Here is a 23588-nt window from a genome sequence, read left to right as displayed (position 1 = left end):
GAGGGCGTCGCGGGCGGGGCGGAGGGTGTCGCGGTCGAGCGCCGGTCAGGCCTTCGCGAGGCGTTCGAGGGCGCCGCGGGCGACCTCCGGCCGGGTGGTGTACCAGAACGGCGGCAGCGACCGGCGGAGGAACGGCCCGTAGCCCCGGGCGGTCTCCAGCCGCGAGTCGAGCACGGCCACCACGCCCTTGTCGCCGGTCGACCTGATCAGCCGCCCCACCCCCTGCGCCAGCCGGACCGCGGCGATCGGCACACTGACGGCGGCGAAGCCCGACCCGCCGCCGGCGTCCACCGCCGCCGCCCGGGCCGCCGCCAGCGGCTCGTCGGGCCGGGGGAAGGGCAGCCGGTCGATGACCACCAGTTGGCAGGCGTCACCCGGCACGTCGACCCCCTGCCAGAGGGACATCACCCCGAACAGACAGCTGGACTTCTCCTCGCGGAACCGGCGGACCAGCAGCGGCAGCGCCTCCTCACCCTGAAGCAGGATCGGCAGGTCGGTCCGCGCGCGCAGCAGCTCCGCCGCCTGCTGCGCGGCCCGCCGGGAGGAGAAGAGCCCGAGCGTACGCCCGCCGAGCGCGTCGACTAGCGCGAGCAGCTCCTCACCGGCCGCGTCGGGCAACCCGGACACGCTCGGTCGGGGCAGGTGCGCGGCGACGTACAGGATGCCCTGCCGGGGATAGTCGAACGGCGAGCCGACGTCGAGGGAGCGCCACCCGGCCCCCGACGTCGCCGGTGCTCCCGACGTGCCGGTGGGCTGGCGGCCGGCCGGGCCGACGTTCCCACTGGAGCCGGTCTCCTCCGGCCGGCCCCCGTTTCCGGCGGGCGCGGCGCCGGGGCGCCCTGCTCCGGCCCTGGCGGCCAGGGCGGCTGCGGCCGGCGACGGCGGGTCGGCCGGCGGCGCCTCCAGGCCCAGTGCCCGGGCCACCGTGTCGAACCGCCCGCCCAGGGTCAGGGTCGCCGAGGTGGCGACCACGGTGCGCTCGTCGTACAGGTGGGTGGCGAGGGTGCCGGCGACCGAGAGCGGCGCGACGACCAGCGCCCGGCGGCCGGTGTTGTCGTTCTTCTCCACCCAGGCCACGTCGTGGTCGGCTTCCTCCAGCAGCCGTTGTGCCGTCGCGGACAGCTCGTCGAGCACCGCCTTGGCCTGCTGCTTGCGCACCGGGTCCGGGTCGTCGGCCTTGACCTCGCCGATCGCGTCGAGCGCGGCCCGGGTGGCCGCGTCGAGCAGGGTGCACGCCTCGCGCAGCGCCGACGGCAGCCCGGAGGTGATCCGCCCGGCCGGCGCCTCGGCGAGCCCGACCGCCAGGGCGTCGCCGGCCGCGGTGAGTGACTCGGCGGTCTCCGGCCGCAGCAGGGGGCGGGCCCGCTTCGCGGAGCGGTCGATCAGCTCCGGCACCAGCTCCGCCTGGGCCGCCGAGGAGACCCGGTCGGCCAACTCGTGCGCCTCGTCGACGATGAGCAGCTTGTGCGGCGGGACGATGTGCCGGCCGGCGATCATGTCCACCGCGAGCAGGCTGTGGTTGGTTACCACGATGTCGGCCTCCCGGGCGCGGGCCCGGGACGCCTCGGCGAAGCACTCCGCGCCGAACGGGCAGCGGCTCGCCCCGACGCACTCCCGGGCCGGCATGGAGACCAGCCGCCAGGCCTGGTCGTCGACACCCGGGTCCAGCTCGTCCCGGTCGCCGGTGTCGGTCTTCTCCGCCCAGTCGCGCAGCCGCTGGACCTGCTTGCCGAGCCGCCCCGCCTCGCCGAGCCACCGCGTCCCGCCACCGGGTTGCGCCGCCGGTGCGTCGAAGAGAGTGTCCTCCGGCTCGTCCTCTGTGGAGTTGTCCAGCCGGGCCAGACAGAGGTAGTGGTGCCGCCCCTTCAGCACCGCGAAGGTGGGCCGGCGGCCGAGCACCGGCTCCACGGCGTCGGCGAGCCGGGGCAGGTCGTGGTCGACCAGTTGGGACTGCAACGCCAGGGTGGCCGTGGAGACCACGACCGGACCGTCCACGGTCAGCGCGGGCGTCAGGTAGGCCAGCGACTTGCCGGTGCCCGTGCCGGCCTGCACGAGCAGGTGCTCGCGGGCCTGCACGCACTCCTCGATGGCCGTCGCCATCTGCTGCTGCCCCGGGCGGGCCGCCCCGCCCGGCACCGCGCCGACCGCGGCCGCGAGCAGGTCGGCCCCGCTCGGCCGGGCGCCCCGCCGCCGCCCACTGGCGCGGGGCGAGGGGGCGGTCGGGCCGGTGGCGAGGCGCGGAGTCACCGTGCGACCGTACCCGCCGGCCCCGACACCGGTCGCGCCGATCCTGGCGTGGCGTCGTCACGGTACGGCGTCCCGCCGACCGCGTCCGGTTACTTCCGTGCGGCGACCGATGGGCGGTATCGGTTAGGGTGCGATTCATGCCGAGCGACGTGGTCCGTGTGATCTACCGCAAGTACGACGGCAGCGCCCACCGTGACTACCCGGCCCGCCGCCTGGCCGAGGACGACCTGGGCGTCTGGCTCGGGGTGCCCGAGGGCACGGCGTCCGTCTACCATGGCCGGCCGTCGGTCGAGCAGATCCCGTTCGTCCTGCTGGTGCCGCACCACGCCTGGTGGACCGGGATGTTCAACCCGCCACCGCGGACCAGTGAGGTCTACTGCGACATCGCCAGCCCGGCCCGCTGGGAGAACGACGACACCGTCCACCTCATCGACCTCGACCTCGACGTGGTGCGCCGCCGGGGCACCGGCATGGTGGAACTGCGCGACGAGGACGAGTTCGCCGAGCACCGGGCCCGCTTCGGCTACCCCGACGAGGTGGTGGCGGAGGCCGAGGCGGCGGCTCGCTGGCTCCTCGGCACGTTGGGCGACGGCACCGAGCCGTTCGCCACGGCGTACCGGAAGTGGCTGGCGCTGGTGGTCTGACCAGCGGGCTCCGGCGACTCGGCAGCGCGCCGCACGAGGCCGGGGCCGGGTCGCGCGGGGCCGGGCCGGCCCCGCGGGGCGGCCGGGAGGTGTCACCAGCGCGGCGGCCAGACATCCTCCGCCGTCAGCGGCGCCAGGCCGCGCAGCTTCTCCGGGTTGAGCTGGTGGAAGACCCCGGTCACCCGCCCGCCGTCCACCGCGACCGCGGCGACCACCCGCAGCGTCCGGCCGTCGGAGTGCGAGGCCTCCAGTTGCAGGCCCAGCACGCCGTCGACCAGCACCGGGCGGGCGCGCAGCCCGCCGGTGTAGCGGCCGGCCTGGCCGAACAGGCCCAGGAGGAGGCGGGCCACCGAGTCGGCCCCGGTCACCGGCCGCCGGGCCGCCGGGAAGTGGCCGCCGCTGTCGCCGATGAGGACCACGTCGGGGGCGAGCAGGCGCACCAGGGCGTCCAGTTCGCCCGATTCGACTGCGGCGACGAAGGCGGCGACCACCCGGCGCTGCTCGACCGGGTCGGCGGTGTGCCGTGGCGCGTCGGGCGCGTGCACCGCCCGGCGGGCCCGGGAGGCGAGCTGGCGGGCGGCGACATCGGTCGTGCCGAGCACCTCGGCGATCCGGGAGAACGGCACGGCGAAGACGTCGTGCAGCACGAAGGCGACCCGCTGCTCCGGCGCGAGCCGCTCCAACACCACCATCAGGGCCGTGCCGACCTGGTCGGCACGGACCGCCCGTTCGGCGGGGTCGGGCGCGAAGCCGTCGGTGCGGGGGCCCTGGTCGAGCGGGGCGACCACGGGCTCCGGCAGCCACTGGCCGGGGTACGCCTCCCGCCGCACCCGGGCGGAGCGGAGCACGTCCAGGCAGATCCGGGCGCAGGTGGTGGTGAGCCAGGCGCCGAGCTGCCGGATCTCGGCGCGGGCCGCCGGGTCGGCGAGCGCGGCGGCGTACCGCAGCCAGGTCTCCTGGACGGCGTCCTCGGCCTCGCTGCGGCTGCCGAGCATCCGGTGGGCCACCGCCAGCAGCCGCCCGCGTTCGGCCTCGAACTCCGTCGCCAGGTCCCGCATCCGCCGCCCCCCATCGGTCAGGTGACCATTCTCCCGCGTCCCGGCCAGTCCCATCCGACCCACCGGGCCCAGCCGCCGCCAGCGCTTGTTTCCACGGGCCGGCGGGCTGTCCCGTCCCGCGTTCCGGGTGCGAGGAGTTGGCCCTGGACGCCTGCTCGGGGAGACGTTCGACACTCTCGATCCCGGGTATCCGCCTGCCGGTTTCGACGTCCGGCGCGAACGGGAGCGGCTGCTGGGACCCGAGGGAACGCCGTAGATGAACGGCAGGTGAACGACCGGTGAATGTGGCCTGACCAGGGGGAGGCCGCAGAATTCCTCGATCCGTCGTTTTCTAGCATTCCCAGGCGGGCACCCTCCGGGCGGCCGCAACCCTTCCACCGACACGACGAGGTCCGTGCTGTGAAGTTTTCCTTCCGCCCGAACGAGGGCGCCTTCTACGAGCTCTTCACCAGGGCCGCGCAGAACCTGGTGAAGGGCACCGAGCTGCTCAACGAGCTGTCCCTTCCCGGCGTGGAGGTGCAGTCGGTCAGTGAGCGGCTCACCGAGGTGGAGCACGACAGCGACCAGATCACCCACGAGCTGTACAAGAAGATCAACTCGACCTTCATCACGCCGTTCGACCGGGAGGACATCTACCGGCTCGGCTCGCTGCTGGACGACGTGATGGACCACCTCGAGGCGGTCGGCAACCTGCTCTACCTCTACGGCCTGACCAAGCTCCCCTCGCTGCCCCGCGAGATGCACGAGATGGTCAACGTCCTCGACGCGCAGGCGAAGCTGACCGCCGACGCGATGCCGCGCCTGAAGTCGATGAAGGACCTCGAGGACTACTGGATCGAGTGCAACCGGCTGGAGAACGACGGCGACCAGGTGTACCGGATGCTGCTGGTCCGCCTCTTCTCCGGCGAGTACGACGCGCTGACCGTGCTGAAGATGAAGGAGGTCGCCGACGAGCTGGAGGCCGCCTGCGACGCCTTCGAGCACGTGGCCAACACCGTCGAGACCATCGCGGTCAAGGAGTCCTGATCCTGTGAGTCCCGAACTCATCGCCGTGCTGGCGGTGATCGCGGTGGCGTTGGCGTTCGACTACACCAACGGCTTCCACGACGCCGCCAACGCGATCGCGACCAGCATCTCCACCCGGGCGCTCACACCCCGGGTGGCCCTGGCCATGGCGGCGGTCGGCAACTTCATCGGCGCCCACTTCGGCGCCGAGGTGGCCAAGACCGTCGGCAGCGGCCTGGTGAAACTACCCACCGGCACGGCGAGCCTCGGCATCGTCTTCGCGGGCGTGATCGGCGCGATCGTCTGGAACCTGGTCACCTGGTACTTCGGCCTGCCGTCGTCCTCGTCGCACGCGCTGATCGGGGGCCTGGTCGGCTCGACCGTCGCCGCGTCCGGCACGGTGCTCTGGACCGGCATCGGGGAGAGCGTGATCATCCCCATGGTGCTCTCGCCGATGGTCGGCTTCCTGCTCGGCTACATCGTCATGATCGCCGTGCAGTGGATCTTCCGGAAGGGGCACCCGGGCCGGCTCAACCGGGGCTTCCGCTGGGCGCAGACCGCGTCCGCCGCCGCCATGTCGGTCGGCCACGGCATGCAGGACGCCGCCAAGACCATCGGCATCGTGGTGCTCGCCCTCTACGTCGGCGGCTACCAGGACGACCCGAGCTTCATCCCGGAGTGGGCGTTCTGGACGTCGGCCGCGGTGCTGGCGGCCGGCACGTACGCCGGTGGGTGGCGGATCATCCGGACCCTGGGTCGGAAGATCATCGACCTGAAGCCGCCGGAGGGCTTCGCGGCCGAGACCGTGGCCAGCGGGGTGCTCTACTTCAACGCGCTGGTGCTCGGCGCGCCGATCTCGACCACCCACACGATCACCTCGGCGATCATGGGCGTCGGCGCCACCAAGCGGCTCTCCGCCGTCCGGTGGGGCGTGGCCGGCAACATCGTCGGGGCGTGGATCCTCACCTTTCCCGCCGCCGGCTCGATCGGCGCCCTGATGTACTTCCTGGCCCGCCCGCTGTTCACCTGAGGCTACGCGGACGACGGTGTAAGGAAGGGCCCCTTCCTAACGCATAGCGTTAGGAAGGGGCCCTTCCTTACACCTCAGGTGTAGGAGACGCCGATCTGGGCGCGGATCCCGTCGAGGAGTGCCATCACCTCCAGCGTGGTGGCGTGGGACACCAGCGGGCTCTCCAGCAACCCCTCGGCGAGGCACCGCTGGACCTCGGCGGCCTCGTGCTGGTAGCCACCGCCGCCCGGCTCGCCGGTGATCGTCTCCGGCTCGGCGCCGGCCTGGTGCAGGATCACCGACCCCGGGCAGAAGAACAGCTCGGGCAGCTCGATCCGTCCGGTGGTGCCGGTGATGGCGGCGACCACCGGGGTCGCCCCGATCAGGCCGCAGCTCAGCGTGGCCACCGCCCCGGAGTCGTAGCCGAGGACGATCCCGGTGTTCTCGTCCACGCCCTCGGGGCTCAGCTTCGCCCAGGACCGGACGTGGTCGGGCACGCCGAGGATCAGGTGGGCCAGGCTGACCGGGTAGATGCCGAGGTCGAGCAGGGCGCCGCCGCCGAGCGTACGGGCCCGCAGCCGGTGCTCCGGCGGGAACGGCCCGGCCAGCCCGAAGTCGGCCCGCACGCTGGTCACCGTGCCGATCGCCCCGTCCGCCACCAGCTCGGCGACGCGGCGGATGAGCGGGTTCGTCCGCATCCACATGGCCTCCATGGCGAAGACCCCGGCCGCGCGGGCGGTGTCGACCAGCTCGGCGCTGGTCGCCAAATCGAGGGTGAACGGCTTCTCCACCAGCACCGCGCGGCCGGCCGCGAGGCAGGTCATGGCCGCCTCGTGGTGCGCGGCGTGCGGGGTGGCGACGTAGACGACGTCCAGGTCGTCGTCCGCGGCGAGTTCGGCCCAGGAGGCGTACGCCCGTGGCACGCCGTGCCGGCCCGCGAACCGCTCCGCGCTCTCGGCGGTACGCGAGCCGACCGCCACCAGTTCGGCGCCCGGCACCAGCCGGAGGTCCTCGGCGAAACGGGCGGCGATGTTGCCGGTGGCCAGGATGCCCCAACGAGTCATGGCGGCCAGGCTAGCGAAGATCACCGGGCACCGGCGTGGTGATCCACCCGTCGGGAACTAGGCTCGGCGCATGACGATCGACGCCGACGGCTTCCCCGCACCCCCGGCGCTCGTGGAGCACGCCCGCCGATTCCGCGCCGAGGGCGGCACCCCGGCCCCGCCCCGGGTCGCGGCGACCGTCCTGCTGCTCCGGCCCGCCGGCGACGACTTCGAGGTCTACCTGATCCGGCGGGTCGCCGCGATGGCCTTCGGTGGGATGTACGCCTTCCCCGGCGGCGGGGTCGACCCCTCGGACTCGCAGGCGCACCTGGGCTGGGCCGGCCCGACGCCGGCCGGCTGGGGCGAGCGGCTGGGGCTGGCGCCGGACGCCGCCCAGGCGGTCGTCTGCGCCGCGGCCCGGGAGGTGTTCGAGGAGGCCGGAGTCCTGCTCGCCGGCCCGGACGCCGGGACCGTGGTGGGCGACGTCAGCGGCGACGACTGGGAGGCCGACCGGGTGGCGCTGGAGCAGCGCCGGGGCGGCTTCGCCGACCTGCTCGCCCGGCGCGGGCTCACCCTCCGGTCGGACCTGCTGCTGCCGTGGAGCCGGTGGATCACGCCGGAGTTCGAGCCGCGCCGCTTCGACACGTACTTCTTCGTGGCCCTCCTGCCCGAGGGGCAGCGGACCCGGGACGTCTCCGGCGAGGCCGACCACACCCTGTGGGTCCGCCCGGCGGACGCGCTGGCGCGGGTGGCGGCGGGCGAGCTGCGCATGCTCCCGCCGACCCTGGTGAGCCTGGCCCAGGTGGCGGCCGGCGGGGACCTGGCCGGCGTGGCGCGTGCGGCGGCGACCCGCGACGCCGCCACCCCGGTCACCCCCCGCCTCGACGTGCCCGACGACGGCGAGCCCCGCTTCGTGCTGGCCTGACTGCGGTCGCCCGGTGCGCGGAGGTCGGCGACGCTAGGCCACGAAGATGCAGAACGGATGACCGGACGGGTCCGCGAAGACGTACAACGGCTCGTCGGAGTCGTCGGTCCGGTCGAGCAGGATTTTCGCGCCCAGGGCCTCCGCCCGCGCACGCTGCCTCTCCAACTCGGACGCGTCCGGCACCGTGAAGTCGAGGTGCAACTGCATCGGAACGTCGTGCCGGGGCCAGGTGGTCGGAGGCAGGCGGTCGACAAGTTGGAAGGCGAGCGTGGCGGCTCCGTCGGAGTCCCTGAGCACGAGCCAGTCCCGGTCGTCGGCCGTCCCGTCCGTCGGAGGTTCGTCACCGGGCCGGTACCGCAGCCCGAGCAGTTGCCTATAGAACTCGGCAAGCTCTCGTGGGTTCGTGCTGTCGAGCACGGTGTGCAGCAACCGGGGATATTCAGACATGCCCGTCCTCCGCAGCGACCGGTAGGCGTCTCCGCCCCGACCATAGAGCAGACCCCGGGACGCTGCAGGGCTCCCCGGGCGTTAGGAAGGGCCCCTTCCTATACACAGAACGATAGGAAGGGGCCCTTCCTAACACGGCTCAGCCGAAGCGGCCGGTGATGTAGTCCTCGGTCTTCTTCACGCCGGGGTTGCTGAAGATCTTCTGCGTGTTGTCGTACTCGATGAGGCGGCCCGGGTCGCCGGTCTTCTCGATCGAGAAGAAGGCGGTCCGGTCCGAGACGCGGGCAGCCTGCTGCATGTTGTGCGTGACGATGATGATGGTGAACTTGTCCTTGAGCTGGAACATCAGGTCCTCGATGGCCAGCGTGGAGATCGGGTCGAGCGCCGAGCAGGGCTCGTCCATCAGCACCACCTGCGGCTCCACCGCGATGGTCCGGGCGATGCAGAGCCGCTGCTGCTGGCCGCCGGAGAGGCCGGCGCCGGGCTTGCCGAGCCGGTCCTTGACCTCGTCCCAGAGGTTGGCGGAGCGGAGGGCCTTCTCCGCCGCCTCGTCCAGGATCGACTTCTTGCGGACCCCGTTGAGCCGCAGCCCGGCCACCACGTTCTCGAAGATGCTCATCGTGGGGAACGGGTTCGGCCGCTGGAAGACCATGCCGATCATGCGCCGGACGGCGGTGACGTCCACGTCCCGGTCGTAGATGTCCTGGTCGTCGATGGTGAGGCTGCCCTCGACCCGGGCACCGGGAAGCACCTCGTGCATCCGGTTGATCGACCGCAGGAAGGTGGACTTGCCGCAGCCGGACGGGCCGATCAGGGCGGTCACCGTCTTCGGCTCGACCGTCAGGGAGATGTTCTCGATCGCCTTGAAGGCGCCGTAGTAGGCGGTGACGTTCTCCGCCTCGATGCGCTTGGCCATGGTGGTGGTACCTCCGGGGTTCATCGGCCGAGCCGGTTGCGACGGGCGAGCAGCTTCGCCGCGACGGTCAGGATCAGCACGAGGGCGACCAGGGTGAGTGCCGCGGTCCACGCCCGCGCCGGCGCGTACCGGGACGCGTCACCGGCCTGCTGGTAGACGAAGAGGGCCAGCGACGACTGGTTGTTCTCGAACGGGTTGAAGTTGATCGCCGCGCCGCCGCCGGCGACGAGCAGCACCGGGGCGGTCTCGCCGGCCGCGCGGGCGATGGCGAGCATGACGCCGGTGACGATGCCCGGCAGGGCGGTCGGCAGGACGACCCGCAGGATGGTCTTCCACTTCGGCACGCCGAGGGCGTACGCCCCCTCGCGCAGCGGCGCCGGGACGAGGCGCAGCATCTCCTCGGTGGAGCGGACCACGGTGGGCAGCATCAGCACGCTCAGCGCCAGCGCGGCGGCGAAGCCGGAGAAGCTGGGCCGCCCGTCGTTGAACCACGGCGAGACGATCAGCACCCAGAACGCCAGCACGAACAGGCCGGCGACGATCGACGGGATGCCCGTCATCACGTCCACGAAGAACCGGATCGTCAGGGCGAACCGGCCCCGGCCGTACTCGACGATGTAGATCGCGCACAGGATGCCGAGCGGGACGGTGATCAGGGCGGCGATGCCGACCTGCTGGAGCGTGCCGACGATCGCGTGGTACGCGCCGCCGTTCGGGTCCCGCGCGCCGATGTTGTTCATCGAGGTGAGGAAGAAGTCGCCGTCCAGCCGTTCGACGCCCTTGCTGACCAGCGTCCAGACCACCGAGGCCAGCGGCAGGACGGCCAGCACGAACGCGGAGTGGATCAGCGCGCTCCAGGTGCGGTTGCGGGCCGACCGCCGACCCTCGACCCGGCTCGCGGCGGCGAACAGCCCGGCCAGGTAGAGCAGCGCGCCGACCACCACGACCAGGACCGGGCCGCCGGTGCCGGTGCCGTACACGAACGCGGCGGCGACAAGTAGGGCGGCGGCCGCGATGGCGGGTGCGGCGTACCTCGGCAACCGCCTGGCCTTCAGGCTCGGCGGCTGCGCCGCCGGCCGGGTCCGGTGAGACGTAACGGTAGTGGTCATGCGGCCGACTCCGTGAACTCCCGGCGGCGGTGGATGATCGCCCGCGCCGTGATGTTGACGATCAGCGTGATGGCGAAGAGCACCAGGCCCGAGGCGATCAACGCGCCCCGACCGGTGTCGTTCGCCTCGCCGAACGTGTTGGCGATGTTGGCGGCGATGGTGTTGCCACCGCTCTCGATCAGGTTGAACGAGATGTTGAAGGTGATGCCGAGGGTCATCGCCAGGGCGATGGTCTCGCCGAGGGCCCGGCCCAGCCCGAGCATCACCGCGGCGACGATGCCGGGGCGGCCGTACGGCAGCACCGCGGTGCGGATCATCTCCCAGCGGGTGGCGCCGAGGGCTAGGGCGGCCTCCTCGTTGGCGGTCGGGGTCTGCAGGAACACCTCGCGGGAGAGCGAGGTGATGATCGGCAGCACCATGATCGCCAGGACCAGCGCGCCCAGCATGATGGACTTCCCGAACGGGCCGTCGCCGCCGAAGATCGGGATCCAGCCGAAGTACGTGTTCAGCCAGGCGGAGAAGTCCCGCACCGGGTTGATGAAGACGTCCCGGCCCCAGAGGCCGAAGACCACGCTCGGCACCGCGGCCAGCAGGTCGATCAGGAAGCCCAGCGCGGTGCCGAGCCGGCGCGGGGCGTAGTGGGACAGGTAGAGCGCGATGCCCAGGGCCACCGGCACCGCGATCAGCAGGGCCAGCGCGGAACTGAGTACGGTGCCGAAGGCGAGCGCGCCGATGCCGAACTTCGGCTCCGCGTCGTTCGGGAACCAGCCCTCGAACGTCCAGAAGCTCTCGGTGTTGGCGCCCAGCGCCGGCACCGCCTTGGCGACCAGGAAGACCGCGATCGCGGCGATGATGACCAGGACGGCGGTGCCGGCGCCCAGGGTGAGCCCGCGGAAGGCCCGTTCGGCGCCGAAGGCCCGGGCCCGGGGCAGCGCGCCGCCGCCGCCCAACCCGGCTCCGCCCGGCGTACGGGTGCTGACTGGTGCCTCGGCCACACGCGCCGAGGCACCGGCGGGCCTGTCGTGACCTTCGGTCACACGGGTCCCGCCGGTGCCGGCGTGGGCCGAGCGGTGAGGGGTTTCACCCATCTGCTCGCTCGCTTCGAGTTGAGGTGGTGAGGTCTGTGTCGGTGCGTACGGCTCAGGCGAGGTTCTTGACCGCGGCCTCGACCTTGGCGCGGACCGTCTCGGGCAGCGGGGCGTAGCCCAGCTCGGTCAGGTCGGCCTGGCCGGCGGTGCTGGCGGCGTGGCCCAGGAAGCCCTTGACCAGCGGCAGCTTGTCGGCGGCGAGGCCCTTCGAGCAGACGATCTCGTAGGTCACCAGGACGATCGGGTAGGCCCCGGCCTCCTTGGTGTTGTAGTCGATCTTCATCTTGAGGTCGTCGCCCTGGCCGACCACCTCGGCGCCGGCGATGGTCTTACCGGCCGACTCGGCGGTCAGCTCGGCGAACTCGCCCGCGCCGTTGCCGATCTTGGCGGTCTTCAGGCCGCCGTTCTCGGCGTACGACCACTCGACGTAGCCGATGGTGCCGTCCTGGCCCTTGATGGCGCTGGCCATGCCGTCGGACTTCGTGGCACCGGTGCCGCCCGGGGCCTTCCACTCCTTGGCCTTGCCGAAGGTCCAGTCGGCGGCGGCGGTCTTGGTCAGGAAGTCGGTGAAGTTGTCGGTGGTGCCGGAGGAGTCCGAGCGGTGCACCGCGTTGATGGTGGTCGACGGCAGCGTGGCGCCCGGGTTGTCGGCCTTGATCGCCGCGTCGTCCCACTTGGTCACCTTGCCGGCGAAGATCTTCGCCAGGGTGGCCGGCTTGAGCTGGAGGTTGTCCACGCCGCTGACGTTGTAGGCGATGGCGACCGGGCCGATCACCATCGGCAGGTTGATCGCGGCGCCGCCGACGCACTTGGCGTTGGCCTGCGGCTGCTCCTCCTCCTTCAGGGCGGAGTCCGAGCCGGCGAAGTCGGCGGTGCCGGCGATGAAGGCCTGGATGCCGGCGCCCGAGCCGGAGGGCTCATAGTTGATCTTGGCGCCGGAGCACTTCTGCTGGTACGCCTTGATCCACTCGTCCATGGCGTTCTTCTGCGCCGACGAGCCCTGGGTGTTCAGCGTGCCGGTGGCGCAGTCGGCGGCGGCGGCCGACCCGGAGGCGGAGGCGCTGCTCGCGGGCTCGTTGTTGTCCGAGCCGCATGCACTGAGAGCGAGCGTCGCGGTAAGAGCGAGGCAGGCGAGGGTGCCGTGCCGCTGGAGCTTCACCTGAGGGGTTTCCCTTCACGTCTGACTTCGCACCCGGATTGGGGCCCGGGGTGCCGGCGCTGACCGGCTGATCCAAAAGTTAGGAGTGCCAGGTAGCCGGTTCGCCGGTCGCAAGTGAACGGAGGGTGAACAGGTGCGGCAGTGCAGATGACCGCTCGCTGAGGGTGAGTTGTCCGTTTAGTGAACTCGGATGCGCCTGTCGTAAGTATGCGGATTTTTCTGGTGCGCACCCGCCCGGAGCCCGCCAGACACCGGCTCGGACCGGCACGATGCCGCCGGCCCGGGCCGGTGCGGGCGGGTCAGGCCGACTGGTAGTTGACGTGCGCCGACCAGCGGGCGAAACCGATCCGCTCGTAGAGCGCGACCGCGGCGGTGTTCGACTCGTCGACGTAGAGCATGACCCGGTCCAGGCCGCGCCGGTCCCGCAGGTACGCCAGTCCGGCCGCGGTCAGCGCCCGGCCCAGGCCGCCCCGGTGCCCCGACGGGTCCACGCCGAGGACGTAGACCTCGCCGATGCGGGCCGAGCCGGGCCGCTCGTGCACCTTCGTCCAGTGGAAGCCGAGCAGCCGGCCGGTGGACTCCTCGACGGCGAGCAGGAAGCCCTCCGGGTCGAACCACGGCTCGGCGAGGCGTACCCGCAGGTCGGCGATGGACCAGCGGCCCTGCTCCGGGTGCGCGGCGAAGGCCCGGGCGTTGAGCGCCAGCCACTCCTCGTCGTCGACACCCGGCCGGTACGCGCGCAGCGTCACCCCCTCCGGCAGGGCGGGTTCGGAGATCGGAGCGGTCAACGGCCGGCGTAGCTGCCACAGCACCCGGGCCCGGCGCAGGCCCAGGTCGACGGCGAGCGCGGCGGCGGAGGGGTGGTCGCCGTGCGCCCAGACCCGCAGGGGCCCGTCGGCCGCCGCCAGTACGCCCCGGGCCAGTTCCCGGCCGGTCCCGCGCCGCCGGTACGCCGGGTGCACGACCAGTTCCACCCCGATCCCGGCGGCCACGTCTGTGGTGTCGAGGTGCGCGTACCCGGACAGCGTGCCGTCGTCCGCCCGGGCGGTCAGGTGCACCGCGGGCGCGTCCGGGTCGCGGAGCCGGAGCAGGACGTGCTCGTCGAAGGGGTCCGCTCCGTCCGCGTCGCCGGCGACCCGGGCGAGGGTCGTCACGTCGGCGATCTCCGAAGGGCTGAGGCGGTCGGCCCGGGTCACCCGGCCGTTGCTCGGTTCGGGGTTGCTCATGCGGTCACCGTAGTCCGGTCGGTCGCCCGTGCCGCCGACCTCGGGCCGGTTCCCGGGCTCACGTCGGGTCGGCGGGCAGCGCCTCCACCTCGAACCGGCTGGTCAGGTCCGGCAGGATGCGGTGCAACGCGTCCACCGTGCCCTGCCGGTCGCCGCCGGCGTCGTGCAGCAGCACGACCGAGCCGGGCTCGACGCCCGTGGCGACCGTGGCGGCGATCTGGCCGGCTCCTGGCATCTGCCAGTCCGACGTGTCCACCGTCCAGTGCAGCGGGGTCATCCCGAGCTGCCGGGCGACCGACACCACCGGGCCGGTCCAGGCGCCGCCGGGTTGCCGGTAGTACGCGATCGGCGCGTCGGGGACCGCCGCCCGGATCGCCTCGCTGGTGCGCAGCAGGTCCGCCCGGATGTCGGCGGGGGAGTGCTGGCCGAGGGTGACGTCGTGGTTCCAGCTGTGGTTGCACAGGGTGTGCCCGTCGGCCACGATCGCCCGGACCAGGTCCGGGTGGCTCTGCGCGTTCTCGCCGACCACGCAGAAGGTGGCCCGCACCCGGTGCTCACGGAGGATGGCGAGCACCTGCGGGGTGTAGCGCGGGTCCGGTCCGTCGTCGAAGGTCAGGGCCACCAGTGCGGTGCCGCTGGTGGTCTGCGTGCCGAACGGCCCGTCGGCCGGGTGCGGCGTCGGCGTGCCGTCCGGGTGGGCGCGGCCGTCCTGCCCGGTCTCCGTCGGGCGGCTGGTCCGGTCACCGTCCGGCGTGGGCCGGGGGGTGTCGTCCGCCCGCGGCTGGTCCGCCTGGTGCTGGCCGGTGGCGCTGGAAGGGGACCTGGGTGGGTCGGGGACCAGGCTGCGTCCCAGGGCGTACGCGGTGCCGAGCAGCGCGACGACCACGAGCGCGACGAGCCCGATGGTGCGTCCGACCGGGGCGTCCCGGATCAGTTGGTCCGCTCGCGCCGAACCGCTGCCCCCGTGGTCGATACGCACGACACCGCCCCCTTTTATCGCTAACCCGGCAGTCAGGATATGGCCGACGAGCAGCGCAAAAAGGGGCATACAGGAAACATCCCCGAAGGGATGGATGAGGTCAGACCGGCAGCGGAGCGTGCTCACTCTCGGGCAGCGACCGGGAGGGCGGTACGACGAACTTGTAGCCGACCTGCCGCACCGTGCCGATCATCGACTCGTACTCGGAGCCGAGCTTCGCGCGCAACCGCCGGACGTGCACGTCGACCGTGCGGGTGCCGCCGAAGTAGTCGTAGCCCCAGACCTCGCGTAGGAGCTGGTCCCGGGTGAACACCCGGCCCGGGTGCTGCGCCAGGAACTTCAGCAGCTCGAACTCCTTGTAGGTCAGGTCGAGCGGCCGGCCCTTGAGCTTCGCGGCGTACGTGTCCGGGTCGATCGTCAGCTCGCCCGCGCGGATCGAGCCGCCGGCCCCGGAGGTGGCGTTGCTCAGCCGGCCGACGGCGAGCCGCAGCCGGGCCTCCACCTCGGCCGGGCCGGCGGAGGCGAGCACGACGTCGTCGACGCCCCAGTCGGCGTTGAGCGCGATCAGGCCGGCCTCGGTGACCACCGCGACCAGCGGCACCCCGAGCCCGGTGGCGTGCAGCATCCGGCAGGTCGCCCGCGCCTCGCTCAGCTCCGAGCGGGCGTCGACGAGCACCGCGTCCGGGCTGGGGCCCGCGACCAGGGTGCGGACGTCGCGGGGCGCGGTGCGGACCGAGTGTGGCAGTAGGTCGAGCGCCGGCAGCACTGCGGATGGTTCGCCTGCGCGTGCGGTCACCAGCAGCAGGATCTCCACGATCACCTCCGTCCCGGCGGCCGTCGGCCGCGCGCGACCAGCGCACTCCGAGGGGGATGGCGCTGATGAACTTGCGTGGGTCCCGGCGTCGCTGACGGGCGGGTAAGCGAGTCGAGCGTAACCGATCGCCCCGGCTGCGCCCTGGCGTCCCTTCCTGTTTGCCCGAGTTGCCCATGATCGCGCTTCAGGTTTTAACGTTGCCGAAACCGTGACCTCCGCGCGGGCCCACGGGTCTGGCACGATCGGGGCGTGTTTCCCTCCAGCTCGCCCGAAACCGGTCGCGATCCGTGGTCCGACGGGCCTCACCCAGGGCCGTCCGGCCCGTCCCGCGGCCAGCCGCCGGCGCCGCGCACCGGGCCGGCCCCAGACGACGACGGCGACCGCCGGGAGCGCGGCGGACCGCGCCGCGCCCGGCGCGGCGGCGAGCCGGCCCGCCGGCCCGACGACGAGCCGGACGACGAGCCGGACGACGAACTGGTGGAGCCGGTCGAGGTACGCCGCCCGCTCGCACTCGCCGTCGCCGGGTTCGCCCTCCTGCTCGGGGTGGGTCTGGTGCTCGGCGCGCAGACCTCCGGCCCGGGGCACCGGCTGCCGTTCGCGTTCGTCATCTTCGGCGTGCAACTGCTCTTCGTGCTGGCCTGGACGATGGCCATGCGGCCGCCCGCGCTGCTGCTGGTCGCCCTGGTCAGCGTCGTGGCCGCGGTCGCGGCGGACGCCGCCGCCGTGCAGACGGACGTCGCCGGCCTGGCGCCGCTGGGCTACGTCGCGGCGGGCGGCTTCGCCCTCGGGGTGCTCGGCCAGCTCGTCCGGCGGGTCGACCGGGTGCGGGTCACCGACTCGCTCGGCAGCACCCTGCTGATCGTGGTCGGCGTCGTCGCCTTCGCCACCCTGATCGTGCTCAGCCGGATTCCGGCGGGCACCCAGGCCATCACCGTGTGCCTCACCGCCAGCGCTGTCGCGCTCACCGTCGCCCGGCTCACCGACGCCGTGGCGCCCTGGCCCCGGCTGGCCCCCCAGGTGCCCCGGGGTGCGGCCGGAGTGGTCGCCGGCGCGATGGTCGGCACGCTCGTCAGCGCCGTCCTCGGCAGCTACCTGGTGACGCCGTTCACCCCGACCCGGGCCGCGATCATCGGCCTGGTCGCGGCGGTCGCCGCCGTGCTGGCCGACCTCGCCGTCAACTACGCCGAGGCGGGCCGGCTGATGGCGGGAGAGCCGCCGACCATGTGGATCGCCCGGCACATGCAGGGGCCGCTCGGCGGCTTCGCCCTGGCCGCGCCGGCCGCGTACGCGATGTGCAAGCTCGTTCTCTGACGCGGCGATTGAGAGTTTCCCCGTCCGGGTACCACCGGTGCGCCGCACCGCGGCATCCGGGCACTGACGACAGGAGGTGGGCGTGGCGCGGGACGACACGTACGAGGAGCGGCCCCGGCGACGTGGGCGCAAGGTGCTCATCACCCTCGTCGTCCTGGTGCTGGTCCTGGGCGGCCTGATCGCCGTGGCCGACCGGATCGCGGTGGGCGTCGCCGAGAACGCCATCGCCGACCAGGTCCGGCGGGAGATCACGAAGCAGGGTGCGCACTCGTCGGCGCCGGAGGTGGAGGTCGGCGGGTTCCCGTTCCTCACCCAGGTGCTCGACGGCCGGTACGAGCGCATCTCCATCGGGCTGCGTGACGTGCAGGCCTCGGTGCGGGGCGACGCGGTCGCGATGCCGAAGCTCGACGTGGACGCCCGCAACGTGCGGGCCTCGCTGGACACCATCCGCTCCGGCCAGGGCGAAGTGGTCGCCGAGACCGTCGACGGCACCGGCACCATCAGCTACGACAGCCTCGCCAAGCTGCTCGACCGGCCGGGGCTGGCCCTCGCCGAGCAGGGCGGCCGGTTGGCCGTCACCGCCCCGGTCGACATCCTCGGCCAGCGCCTCACCGTGACCGGCACCGCCGACATCACGGTCGGCAAGGAGGGCCAGGTGGCGCTGCGCTTCAACGACCTGAACGCCGAGGGTCTGCCGAACCTGCCGCTGGCCCGGACGCTGCTCAACAACTACGCCCGCAGCATCTCCATCGACGTGCCCCTGCCCGAGCTGCCGTTCCAGCTCGCCGTCCGGGAGGTCTGGCCACTGCCCGAGGGGCTGACGGTCACCGCCGACGCCAGGAACGTGCCGATCAGCTCCGCCACCGGCTGACCGACCCACCGCCTCCGGCCCCGCCCGCCCCGACCCGCCCGCGCCTGCGTCCGCGGCCCGCTGGTCAGGAAGGGCCCCTTCCTCCACCGGTTGCGATAGGAAGGTGCCCTTCCTTGCGCCCCCGGCTACCAGTACGCGCGTCCCGGATGCTGGTCGGCCTGGTGGTGTCCTCGTAGCTGGCTGGTAGGCTCCCTGCTCATGGGGACGCTCCTCACCAAACGGCGCGCGGTCGACCTGTGCCGCGTGGCCACCTGCCTGTGTCGCCCCGCCATCTGACGGCGGGGCTGTCCTCGGTCGCCTAGCGGCCTCTGGCACGCAGGAGCCTTTCTTCTCCCGTGCTCTCCTTCAACGCCCGGCAGCGGCGCCGTCGCACGAACCCCTGATCCGTCCATACGGTGGATTCCGCGCGTGGTGCGATAGTGACGGCTTTCCATGTGCCTCGTGCTGGTTCACCATTCATCCTCACCAGGGAGTGATCTGATGAGTCGCGACACCGCACTCGTCTCGGCCGAGTGGGCCGAGAAGAACCTCGACGCCCCGGGCGTCGTCTTCGTCGAGGTCGACGAGGACACCTCGGCCTATGACACCGGCCACATCGCCGGCGCGATCAAGCTGGACTGGAAGACCGACCTCCAGGACCCGGTGCGCCGGGACTTCGTCAACAAGAGCCAGTTCGAGGCGCTGCTCTCCGAGCGGGGCATCGGCAACGACGACACCGTCATCCTCTACGGCGGCAACAACAACTGGTTCGCCGCGTACGCGTACTGGTACTTCAAGCTCTACGGCCACGGCGACGTCAAGCTGCTCGACGGTGGCCGCAAGAAGTGGGAGCTCGACGCCCGTCCGCTGGTGCGGGACGAGGTGACCCGCCCCGCGACGCAGTACGTGGCGCAGGAGCCGGACGCCTCGATCCGCGCCTTCCGCGACGAGGTCGTGGCCGCCATCGGCACCAAGAACCTGGTCGACGTGCGCAGCCCCGACGAGTTCGCCGGCCGGCTGCTCGCCCCCGCCCACCTGCCGCAGGAGCAGGCGCAGCGGGCCGGGCACATCCCCACCGCGATCAGCGTGCCGTGGTCCAAGGCGGCCAACGAGGACGGCACCTTCAAGTCCGACGACGAGCTGCGCAAGATCTACGCCGACGCCGGGCTGGACGACAGCCGGGAGACCATCGCCTACTGCCGGATCGGCGAGCGCTCCTCGCACACCTGGTTCGTGCTGCAGGAGCTGCTCGGCCACCGCAACGTGAAGAACTACGACGGATCCTGGACCGAGTACGGCTCGCTGGTCGGCGTGCCGGTCGCGCTCGGCGACGAGCCCGGGGAGGCCTGAGCCATGACCGCACCCACCGCTGCCGGCTGCGCCGCCCCGGACCAGGCCGCCCCGCTGCCCGCGAGCCTGGACCTGGAGAAGGAAACCGTGATCACCGGCGTCGTCCGGTCCGACGCGGGCGAGACCGTCCCGGGCGCGTACGTCCGGCTGCTCGACTCGACGGGTGAGTTCACCGCCGAGGTGGTGACCTCGCCGGCCGGCCAGTTCCGGTTCTTCGCCGCGCCGGGGGCCTGGACCCTGCGGGCGCTCTCCCGGCACGGCAACGGCGACACCGCCGTGACCGCCGCCCGGGGGATCAACGAGGTATCCGTCACGGTTGCCGCCTGACCCACGCTCTGATCGTTCGTGGCCCGCCCTCACCCGAGGTCGCGGGCCACGACCGTCGGAGGGGCACGTAACCGTGGGCGTGACACGATGGCCTCGTGAACGGTGTCGTCCAGGCGGGGCAGGCCCCGCCGACCGGTCCCGACCGGCCGACCTCATCCCGGCGATGGCGGCGGGTGCTGCTCGTCGCCACGGTGGCGTGGGCGGTGTTGCTGGCGGCGCTCACCTGGGCCTCGGTGCGGAACGACCCGCCGACCGTCCGTGAGCAGCGCAGCCTGGCGGAGGCCGGCCCGGTCGTCGACCGGGCGATCGGCGAGCTGGTCGCGGCGGCCGGCGACACCGCCGTGCTGACCCCGCCCGAGGTCGACCGGGGCTGCCGGGTGACGCCGTTCGCCGACGGCGCCGCCCTGTCGCGCGGGGTGGCGGTCTTCGTTCCGGCGGGCGGTGAGCGGACGCTGCTGGAGCAGGTCGCCGACCGGCTGCCGGAGGACTGGCGGGCCGGGGTCCGGGTCACCCCCGACGGCCCCCGGCTGCGCGCCGACGCCAGCGAGTTCGTCACCGTCTCCGGTGGGATCGAGCGGGACGGCCGGGTCCGGCTGACCGTCGACACCGGCTGCCGGCCGATCGGCGAAGGCTACGCCACACCCGGGACCGGCGCCGCCGATGTGGAGACCCGCGTCCTCGCGGAGGCGCTGCGGGCCCTCGGCAGCCCGGACGGGCCGGCCCCCGAGCTGGTCACCGCCCCCTGCCCCGGTGGCGGCACCGCCCGTACCGCCCACGCCGCGGGCGTGCCGGCTCCGTCGTCCCCGGCCGCCGCGTTGGCCCCCGTCACCCGCTTCCCGCTGCTGGACACCCCGCAGGCGTACGCCTACCGGCACGACCAGGTCACCGTCGTCGCCGACCTCTCGGGCGACCTGGTCGTCGTCTCCGCCGCCACCGGCTGCGCCGCCTGACCCGTGGGTCAGTCGCCTGGGTGGTCGTGCGGGGTGCGGCTGCGGCCGAGGGCGTCGACGTGGCCCCAGCGGCCGGGTATGTCGAGCAACTCGATCCGCCCCATCCCCTCGGGCACGGCCGGATCGATGATCAGGTGCTCGTCCTGCGGCTCCAGGCCCAGCATCACGCGGAGCAGCAGCAGCGGCGTCCCCGCCGACCAGGCCTGCGGGCTGCACGCGGTGGGATACTCCACGGGGTAGTCGGTGAGACCCCGCTCGTAGCCGGCGAAGGCCTCCGGCAGCCGCCCGTCGAAGAACCGCGACGCGGCCACCATCGCGTCGCAGATCCGCCCGGCCTCCTCGCGGAACCCGTACCGCCACAGGCCCCAGGCGATGATCGAGTTGTCGAACGGCCAGACCGTCCCGACGTGGTAGCCGACCGGGTTGTACCGCCCCTGGTCGTCGGCGAGGGTCCGCACCCCCCAACCGGAGAAGAGCCGCGGTCCCAGCAGGTGCTCGGCGATCCGGCCGGCCCGCGTCTCGTCCACGATGCCGCTCCACAGCAGGTGCCCGATGTTCGAGCTGAGCGCGTCGACGTGCCGGCCCTCGGCGTCGAGGGCGAGCGCGTAGTGCTCCCGCTCCGGGATCCAGAAGTCGCGGTTGAAACGCGTCTTCAGCTCGGCCGCCTCCCGTTCCAGCCGGTCGGCGTACGCGGGGTCGCCCCAGACCTTCCGGGCCAGCCGGGCGCCGCGGATCTTCGCGTCGTAGGCGTACCCCTGGAGTTCGCAGGTGGCGCGGGGGAAGTCGGGCAGCCGGCCGTCGCGGTAGGAGATTCCGTCCCAGGAGTCCTTCCAGCACTGGTTCCGCAGCCCGGTCTCCGGGTTCCGGGTCTGGTACCAGAGGTATCCGGTGCCGAGCAGGTCCCCGTACGTGTCGATCCAGTCGAGCGCGGCGCGGGCGCTGGCCTCCAACCGCCGGACCAGGCGGGTGTCGCCGGTCCACCGCTCGTACTCGTCGAGGAGGACGACGAAGAGCGGGGTGGTGTCGGCCGCCCCGTAGTACGGCGAGTGCGGCTGTTCCTCGAAGCCCGCCGTCTCGCCGTACCGCAGCTCGTGCAGGATCTTGCCCGGCTCCTCGTCCCGGAAGTCGTCGAGCCGGTGCCCCTGGAGGCCGGCCAGGATCATGAGCGTGGGCGGGATCAGCTCCGGCAGGAAGGGCACCAACTGGAGCGAGGTGATGATGCTGTCCCGGCCGAAGAGGGTCATGAACCATGGCAGCCCGGCGGCCAGCAGCCGCACGCCGAGGGCGATCGACTCGTAGCGCAGCGCCGCGAGGTCGTTCAGGCTCTGCCGGTACGCGCCGGCCAGCGGCTGGCAGTCGCAGCCGAGCTTCGGCGCGCGGGCGATCAGCTCGTTCTGCTCGGCGCGGATCGCGTCCGGGCCGCGACCGCCCCCGCTCAGGGGCAGGCTGGTCCGGAAGTCCTCGCCCCGCGCCCCGTACACGAGGGTGGTCACGCGCAGCCGGGTCGTCCACTCGCCGTGCGGTCCGACCCGGATCCGGTAGGTCATGCCGGAGACGTCGATGTGCGCGGGTTCGCTGGTGCTGATCACCGTCTCCCGGTGGAAGAGCTTCCGGCGGTACGCGAGCCGCAGCTCCTTGTCGCCGACGGCGGCGCTGGTGTGACCCTTCTTCCGCTGGACGTCCTTGATCTCGAACAGGTCCGCGAAGTCGGCGGCCACGTCGATGTGTACGACGTACTCCGCCTCCTCCCCGGAGTGGTTGAGCAGGGTCAGTTCCTCCTCGAAGCCGTCGCCGATGGCCCTGCTGCGGATCACCGAGACCTTCGCGTCCACGTAGTGGGTCGGCGCGCCGGGGACGAGGAAGAACCGGGTGCGGAAGGACTCGTTGGAGTCGACGGAGAGGGCGTGCAACCGCTCGCCGTCGAGGCTCAGCGACCAGGTGGAGAGGAACCGGGTGTCGAAGGAGAAGAGCCCGGTGGGAAAGTCGAGGGACGGCTCGATGTCGCCGCGGTGGTCGCTCACCAGGAACGTGTTGCCGTCCAGGATGTTGACCAGTTGCTTCACCGCAGCCGTCCGGCCTGGTCACGGGCGATCTCGCGGGGGTCCCGGGTGCCGGGCGGGTCGGGGAAGAAGCGCCGGAACGCCAGCAGGAGCACGACGTCGCCGCTGAAGCTGCTCTCGTTGCGGAACACCGCCGAGATTGCCTGGGCCCGCCCGGTGACGAGCCGCTCGAAGAGTTCCTCACTGGAGTACCAGATCGCGTCGGCCGGCCTGCGGTCGTGGCTCACCTCGATCGCGCCCGGACGGAGCTTGACCAGCCAGTGCACGGTGTGGCTGCCGTGCGAGAGGTCGATCTGCATCGTCCCGCTGACCGGGCTGCGCAGCACCTCCGGAGCGCGGGCCGGCAGTGATTCGAAGAACCGCTCCGTCGCCTCGGTCACACCCGAATCGTAGGCATCTGCCCGACCTGTCGGGCCGGTATCAGGGAGCGCTGGTCAGTAGACCAGGGCCTGGGCGCCCTCGGCCATCGACTCCTCGACGAAGACCGCCGCGCCGGCGATGCGGACACCCGGCAGCACGTCACCCGGCCCGATGTCCCGCCGGGCGGCACACTGCGTGCAGGCGGTCACGGTGCCGGTGGTGAGGATCACGTGCAGCAGCTCGGCCAGCGGGGCAGAGTGCGGCAGCTCGAACTCCTGCGCCTTGCCCGGCAGCGCGAACCAGGTCGACTCCCCGGTCAGCCAGAGCGACACGTGCACCCCGGCGGCGGCCGCGGTGGCGGCGACGGTGAATGCCTGCGCGCACCGCTCCGGGGCGTCCGCGCCGGCGGTGGCCTTGACGACGAGAGTGCGGGCCATGGGGCCCAGCATAGGATGGTCGCGATGGTTACCGAGATCGGGTTCGTCAGCCTGCTGGTCGCCGGCCTGGGCGCGCTCGCCGGTGGCCTGGTCTACCTCGCCGTCCGCATTTCGAGAGGGCGCTGGTGAGCGCGAGGAGTGAGCCGGGTTTGCGAGCCCCGCAGTCGCGAACGAAGGTGGCGCTGGTGAGCGCGAGGAGTGAGCCGGGTTTGCGAGCCCCGCAGTCGCGAACGAAGGTGGCGCTGGTGAGCGCGAGGAGTGAGCCGGGTTTGCG

General features: G+C 72.6%; 25 protein-coding genes. 11 read left to right on the top strand and 14 right to left on the bottom strand.

Annotated elements, in window-relative coordinates; translation table 11 throughout:
- Nucleotides 1-45: 45 nt before the first annotated feature.
- On the bottom strand, nucleotides 46-2160 hold the full coding sequence (locus tag ABZ809_RS12645; protein WP_357562608.1) for an ATP-dependent DNA helicase: 2115 nt from the start codon (nucleotides 2158-2160) through the stop codon (nucleotides 46-48).
- A gap of 224 nt (nucleotides 2161-2384) precedes the next feature.
- On the opposite strand from ABZ809_RS12645, the gene ABZ809_RS12640 reads away from it, so the two are divergent.
- Entirely contained in the window at nucleotides 2385-2891 is a 507-nt protein-coding gene (locus ABZ809_RS12640) for a DUF402 domain-containing protein (protein WP_357562579.1), read from the top strand.
- 92 nt (nucleotides 2892-2983) lie between these two features.
- On the opposite strand, the gene sigJ is transcribed toward ABZ809_RS12640, so the two are convergent.
- Nucleotides 2984-3949, bottom strand: coding sequence for an RNA polymerase sigma factor SigJ (sigJ, locus tag ABZ809_RS12635; protein ID WP_357562578.1), 966 nt, complete (start codon nucleotides 3947-3949; stop codon nucleotides 2984-2986).
- Nucleotides 3950-4348: 399 nt separating this feature from the next.
- On the opposite strand from sigJ, the gene ABZ809_RS12630 reads away from it, so the two are divergent.
- Nucleotides 4349-4975: a DUF47 family protein gene (locus ABZ809_RS12630; RefSeq protein ID WP_357562577.1), complete on the top strand. Its 627-nt coding sequence runs from the start codon at nucleotides 4349-4351 to the stop codon at nucleotides 4973-4975.
- A gap of 4 nt (nucleotides 4976-4979) precedes the next feature.
- Nucleotides 4980-5984: an inorganic phosphate transporter gene (locus ABZ809_RS12625; RefSeq protein WP_357562576.1), complete on the top strand. Its 1005-nt coding sequence runs from the start codon at nucleotides 4980-4982 to the stop codon at nucleotides 5982-5984.
- A gap of 74 nt (nucleotides 5985-6058) precedes the next feature.
- Here the strand turns inward: ABZ809_RS12625 and ABZ809_RS12620 are convergent, their stop codons facing one another.
- Entirely contained in the window at nucleotides 6059-7027 is a 969-nt protein-coding gene (locus tag ABZ809_RS12620) for a Gfo/Idh/MocA family oxidoreductase (RefSeq protein ID WP_357562575.1), read from the bottom strand.
- A 70-nt stretch (nucleotides 7028-7097) separates the two neighbouring features.
- Here ABZ809_RS12620 and ABZ809_RS12615 point away from each other — a divergent pair, with 70 nt between their 5' ends.
- Entirely contained in the window at nucleotides 7098-7931 is an 834-nt protein-coding gene (locus tag ABZ809_RS12615) for an NUDIX domain-containing protein (protein ID WP_357562574.1), read from the top strand.
- Nucleotides 7932-7964: 33 nt separating this feature from the next.
- On the opposite strand, the gene ABZ809_RS12610 is transcribed toward ABZ809_RS12615, so the two are convergent.
- From ABZ809_RS12610 to ABZ809_RS12575, 8 genes are all read right to left on the bottom strand, one after another.
- Entirely contained in the window at nucleotides 7965-8378 is a 414-nt protein-coding gene (locus tag ABZ809_RS12610) for a VOC family protein (protein ID WP_357562573.1), read from the bottom strand.
- Nucleotides 8379-8517: 139 nt separating this feature from the next.
- Nucleotides 8518-9294: a phosphate ABC transporter ATP-binding protein PstB gene (pstB, locus tag ABZ809_RS12605; protein WP_357562572.1), complete on the bottom strand. Its 777-nt coding sequence runs from the start codon at nucleotides 9292-9294 to the stop codon at nucleotides 8518-8520.
- Between the two features lie 20 nt (nucleotides 9295-9314).
- Nucleotides 9315-10403 (bottom strand): phosphate ABC transporter permease PstA, encoded by a 1089-nt coding sequence (gene pstA, locus ABZ809_RS12600; protein WP_357562571.1) that lies wholly within the window; start codon nucleotides 10401-10403, stop codon nucleotides 9315-9317.
- Nucleotides 10400-11491, bottom strand: a complete 1092-nt coding sequence (gene pstC / locus ABZ809_RS12595; protein WP_357562570.1) for a phosphate ABC transporter permease subunit PstC — start codon at nucleotides 11489-11491, stop codon at nucleotides 10400-10402. The genes pstA and pstC overlap by 4 nt, the downstream gene beginning before the upstream one ends.
- 52 nt (nucleotides 11492-11543) lie before the next feature.
- Nucleotides 11544-12650: a phosphate ABC transporter substrate-binding protein PstS gene (pstS, locus tag ABZ809_RS12590; protein WP_357562569.1), complete on the bottom strand. Its 1107-nt coding sequence runs from the start codon at nucleotides 12648-12650 to the stop codon at nucleotides 11544-11546.
- Between the two features lie 299 nt (nucleotides 12651-12949).
- The gene (mshD, locus tag ABZ809_RS12585; RefSeq protein WP_357562568.1) at nucleotides 12950-13876 is read right to left on the bottom strand and encodes a mycothiol synthase; all 927 of its coding nucleotides are present in this window, start codon (nucleotides 13874-13876) and stop codon (nucleotides 12950-12952) included.
- A gap of 58 nt (nucleotides 13877-13934) precedes the next feature.
- The gene (locus ABZ809_RS12580) at nucleotides 13935-14810 is read right to left on the bottom strand and encodes a polysaccharide deacetylase family protein (RefSeq protein ID WP_357562607.1); all 876 of its coding nucleotides are present in this window, start codon (nucleotides 14808-14810) and stop codon (nucleotides 13935-13937) included.
- 145 nt (nucleotides 14811-14955) lie between these two features.
- The gene (locus ABZ809_RS12575) at nucleotides 14956-15675 is read right to left on the bottom strand and encodes a response regulator transcription factor (RefSeq protein WP_357562567.1); all 720 of its coding nucleotides are present in this window, start codon (nucleotides 15673-15675) and stop codon (nucleotides 14956-14958) included.
- A 243-nt stretch (nucleotides 15676-15918) separates the two neighbouring features.
- Here ABZ809_RS12575 and ABZ809_RS12570 point away from each other — a divergent pair, with 243 nt between their 5' ends.
- The 6 genes from ABZ809_RS12570 to ABZ809_RS12545 all read left to right on the top strand — a co-directional run bounded on the left by ABZ809_RS12570 (nucleotide 15919) and on the right by ABZ809_RS12545 (nucleotide 20457).
- Complete coding sequence (locus ABZ809_RS12570; protein WP_357562566.1) at nucleotides 15919-16980, top strand: hypothetical protein; 1062 nt, start codon at nucleotides 15919-15921, stop codon at nucleotides 16978-16980.
- Nucleotides 16981-17062: 82 nt separating this feature from the next.
- Entirely contained in the window at nucleotides 17063-17851 is a 789-nt protein-coding gene (locus tag ABZ809_RS12565; protein WP_357562565.1) for a DUF2993 domain-containing protein, read from the top strand.
- A gap of 198 nt (nucleotides 17852-18049) precedes the next feature.
- Entirely contained in the window at nucleotides 18050-18127 is a 78-nt protein-coding gene (locus ABZ809_RS12560; protein ID WP_325050676.1) for an Ms5788A family Cys-rich leader peptide, read from the top strand.
- A gap of 204 nt (nucleotides 18128-18331) precedes the next feature.
- The gene (locus ABZ809_RS12555) at nucleotides 18332-19180 is read left to right on the top strand and encodes a sulfurtransferase (protein ID WP_357562564.1); all 849 of its coding nucleotides are present in this window, start codon (nucleotides 18332-18334) and stop codon (nucleotides 19178-19180) included.
- 3 nt (nucleotides 19181-19183) lie between these two features.
- On the top strand, nucleotides 19184-19507 hold the full coding sequence (locus ABZ809_RS12550) for a DUF1416 domain-containing protein (RefSeq protein ID WP_357562563.1): 324 nt from the start codon (nucleotides 19184-19186) through the stop codon (nucleotides 19505-19507).
- 95 nt (nucleotides 19508-19602) lie between these two features.
- Nucleotides 19603-20457 carry a hypothetical protein gene (locus ABZ809_RS12545; protein WP_357562562.1) on the top strand — a complete coding sequence of 285 codons (855 nt, stop codon included), beginning with the start codon at nucleotides 19603-19605 and terminating at the stop codon, nucleotides 20455-20457.
- Nucleotides 20458-20465: 8 nt separating this feature from the next.
- On the opposite strand, the gene ABZ809_RS12540 is transcribed toward ABZ809_RS12545, so the two are convergent.
- Genes ABZ809_RS12540 through ABZ809_RS12530 form a run of 3 tightly spaced genes read right to left on the bottom strand, consistent with a single transcriptional unit; the run spans nucleotide 20466 to nucleotide 23326 of the window.
- Complete coding sequence (locus ABZ809_RS12540; protein ID WP_357562561.1) at nucleotides 20466-22520, bottom strand: glycogen debranching N-terminal domain-containing protein; 2055 nt, start codon at nucleotides 22518-22520, stop codon at nucleotides 20466-20468.
- Complete coding sequence (locus tag ABZ809_RS12535; protein WP_357562560.1) at nucleotides 22517-22897, bottom strand: SCP2 sterol-binding domain-containing protein; 381 nt, start codon at nucleotides 22895-22897, stop codon at nucleotides 22517-22519. The genes ABZ809_RS12540 and ABZ809_RS12535 overlap by 4 nt, the downstream gene beginning before the upstream one ends.
- Before the next feature lie 54 nt (nucleotides 22898-22951).
- On the bottom strand, nucleotides 22952-23326 hold the full coding sequence (locus tag ABZ809_RS12530) for a DsrE family protein (protein WP_357562559.1): 375 nt from the start codon (nucleotides 23324-23326) through the stop codon (nucleotides 22952-22954).
- A 12-nt stretch (nucleotides 23327-23338) separates the two neighbouring features.
- Here ABZ809_RS12530 and mtfM point away from each other — a divergent pair, with 12 nt between their 5' ends.
- The gene (gene mtfM, locus ABZ809_RS12525; RefSeq protein ID WP_267897534.1) at nucleotides 23339-23443 is read left to right on the top strand and encodes a small membrane protein MtfM; all 105 of its coding nucleotides are present in this window, start codon (nucleotides 23339-23341) and stop codon (nucleotides 23441-23443) included.
- Nucleotides 23444-23588 lie beyond the last annotated feature (145 nt).

The sequence above is a fragment of the Micromonospora sp. NPDC047074 genome, assembly GCF_040643815.1.
Lineage (GTDB): Bacteria > Actinomycetota > Actinomycetes > Mycobacteriales > Micromonosporaceae > Micromonospora.
Note: the sequence above shows the minus strand (reverse complement) of the source record. Positions and strands in the feature narration are given on the sequence as shown.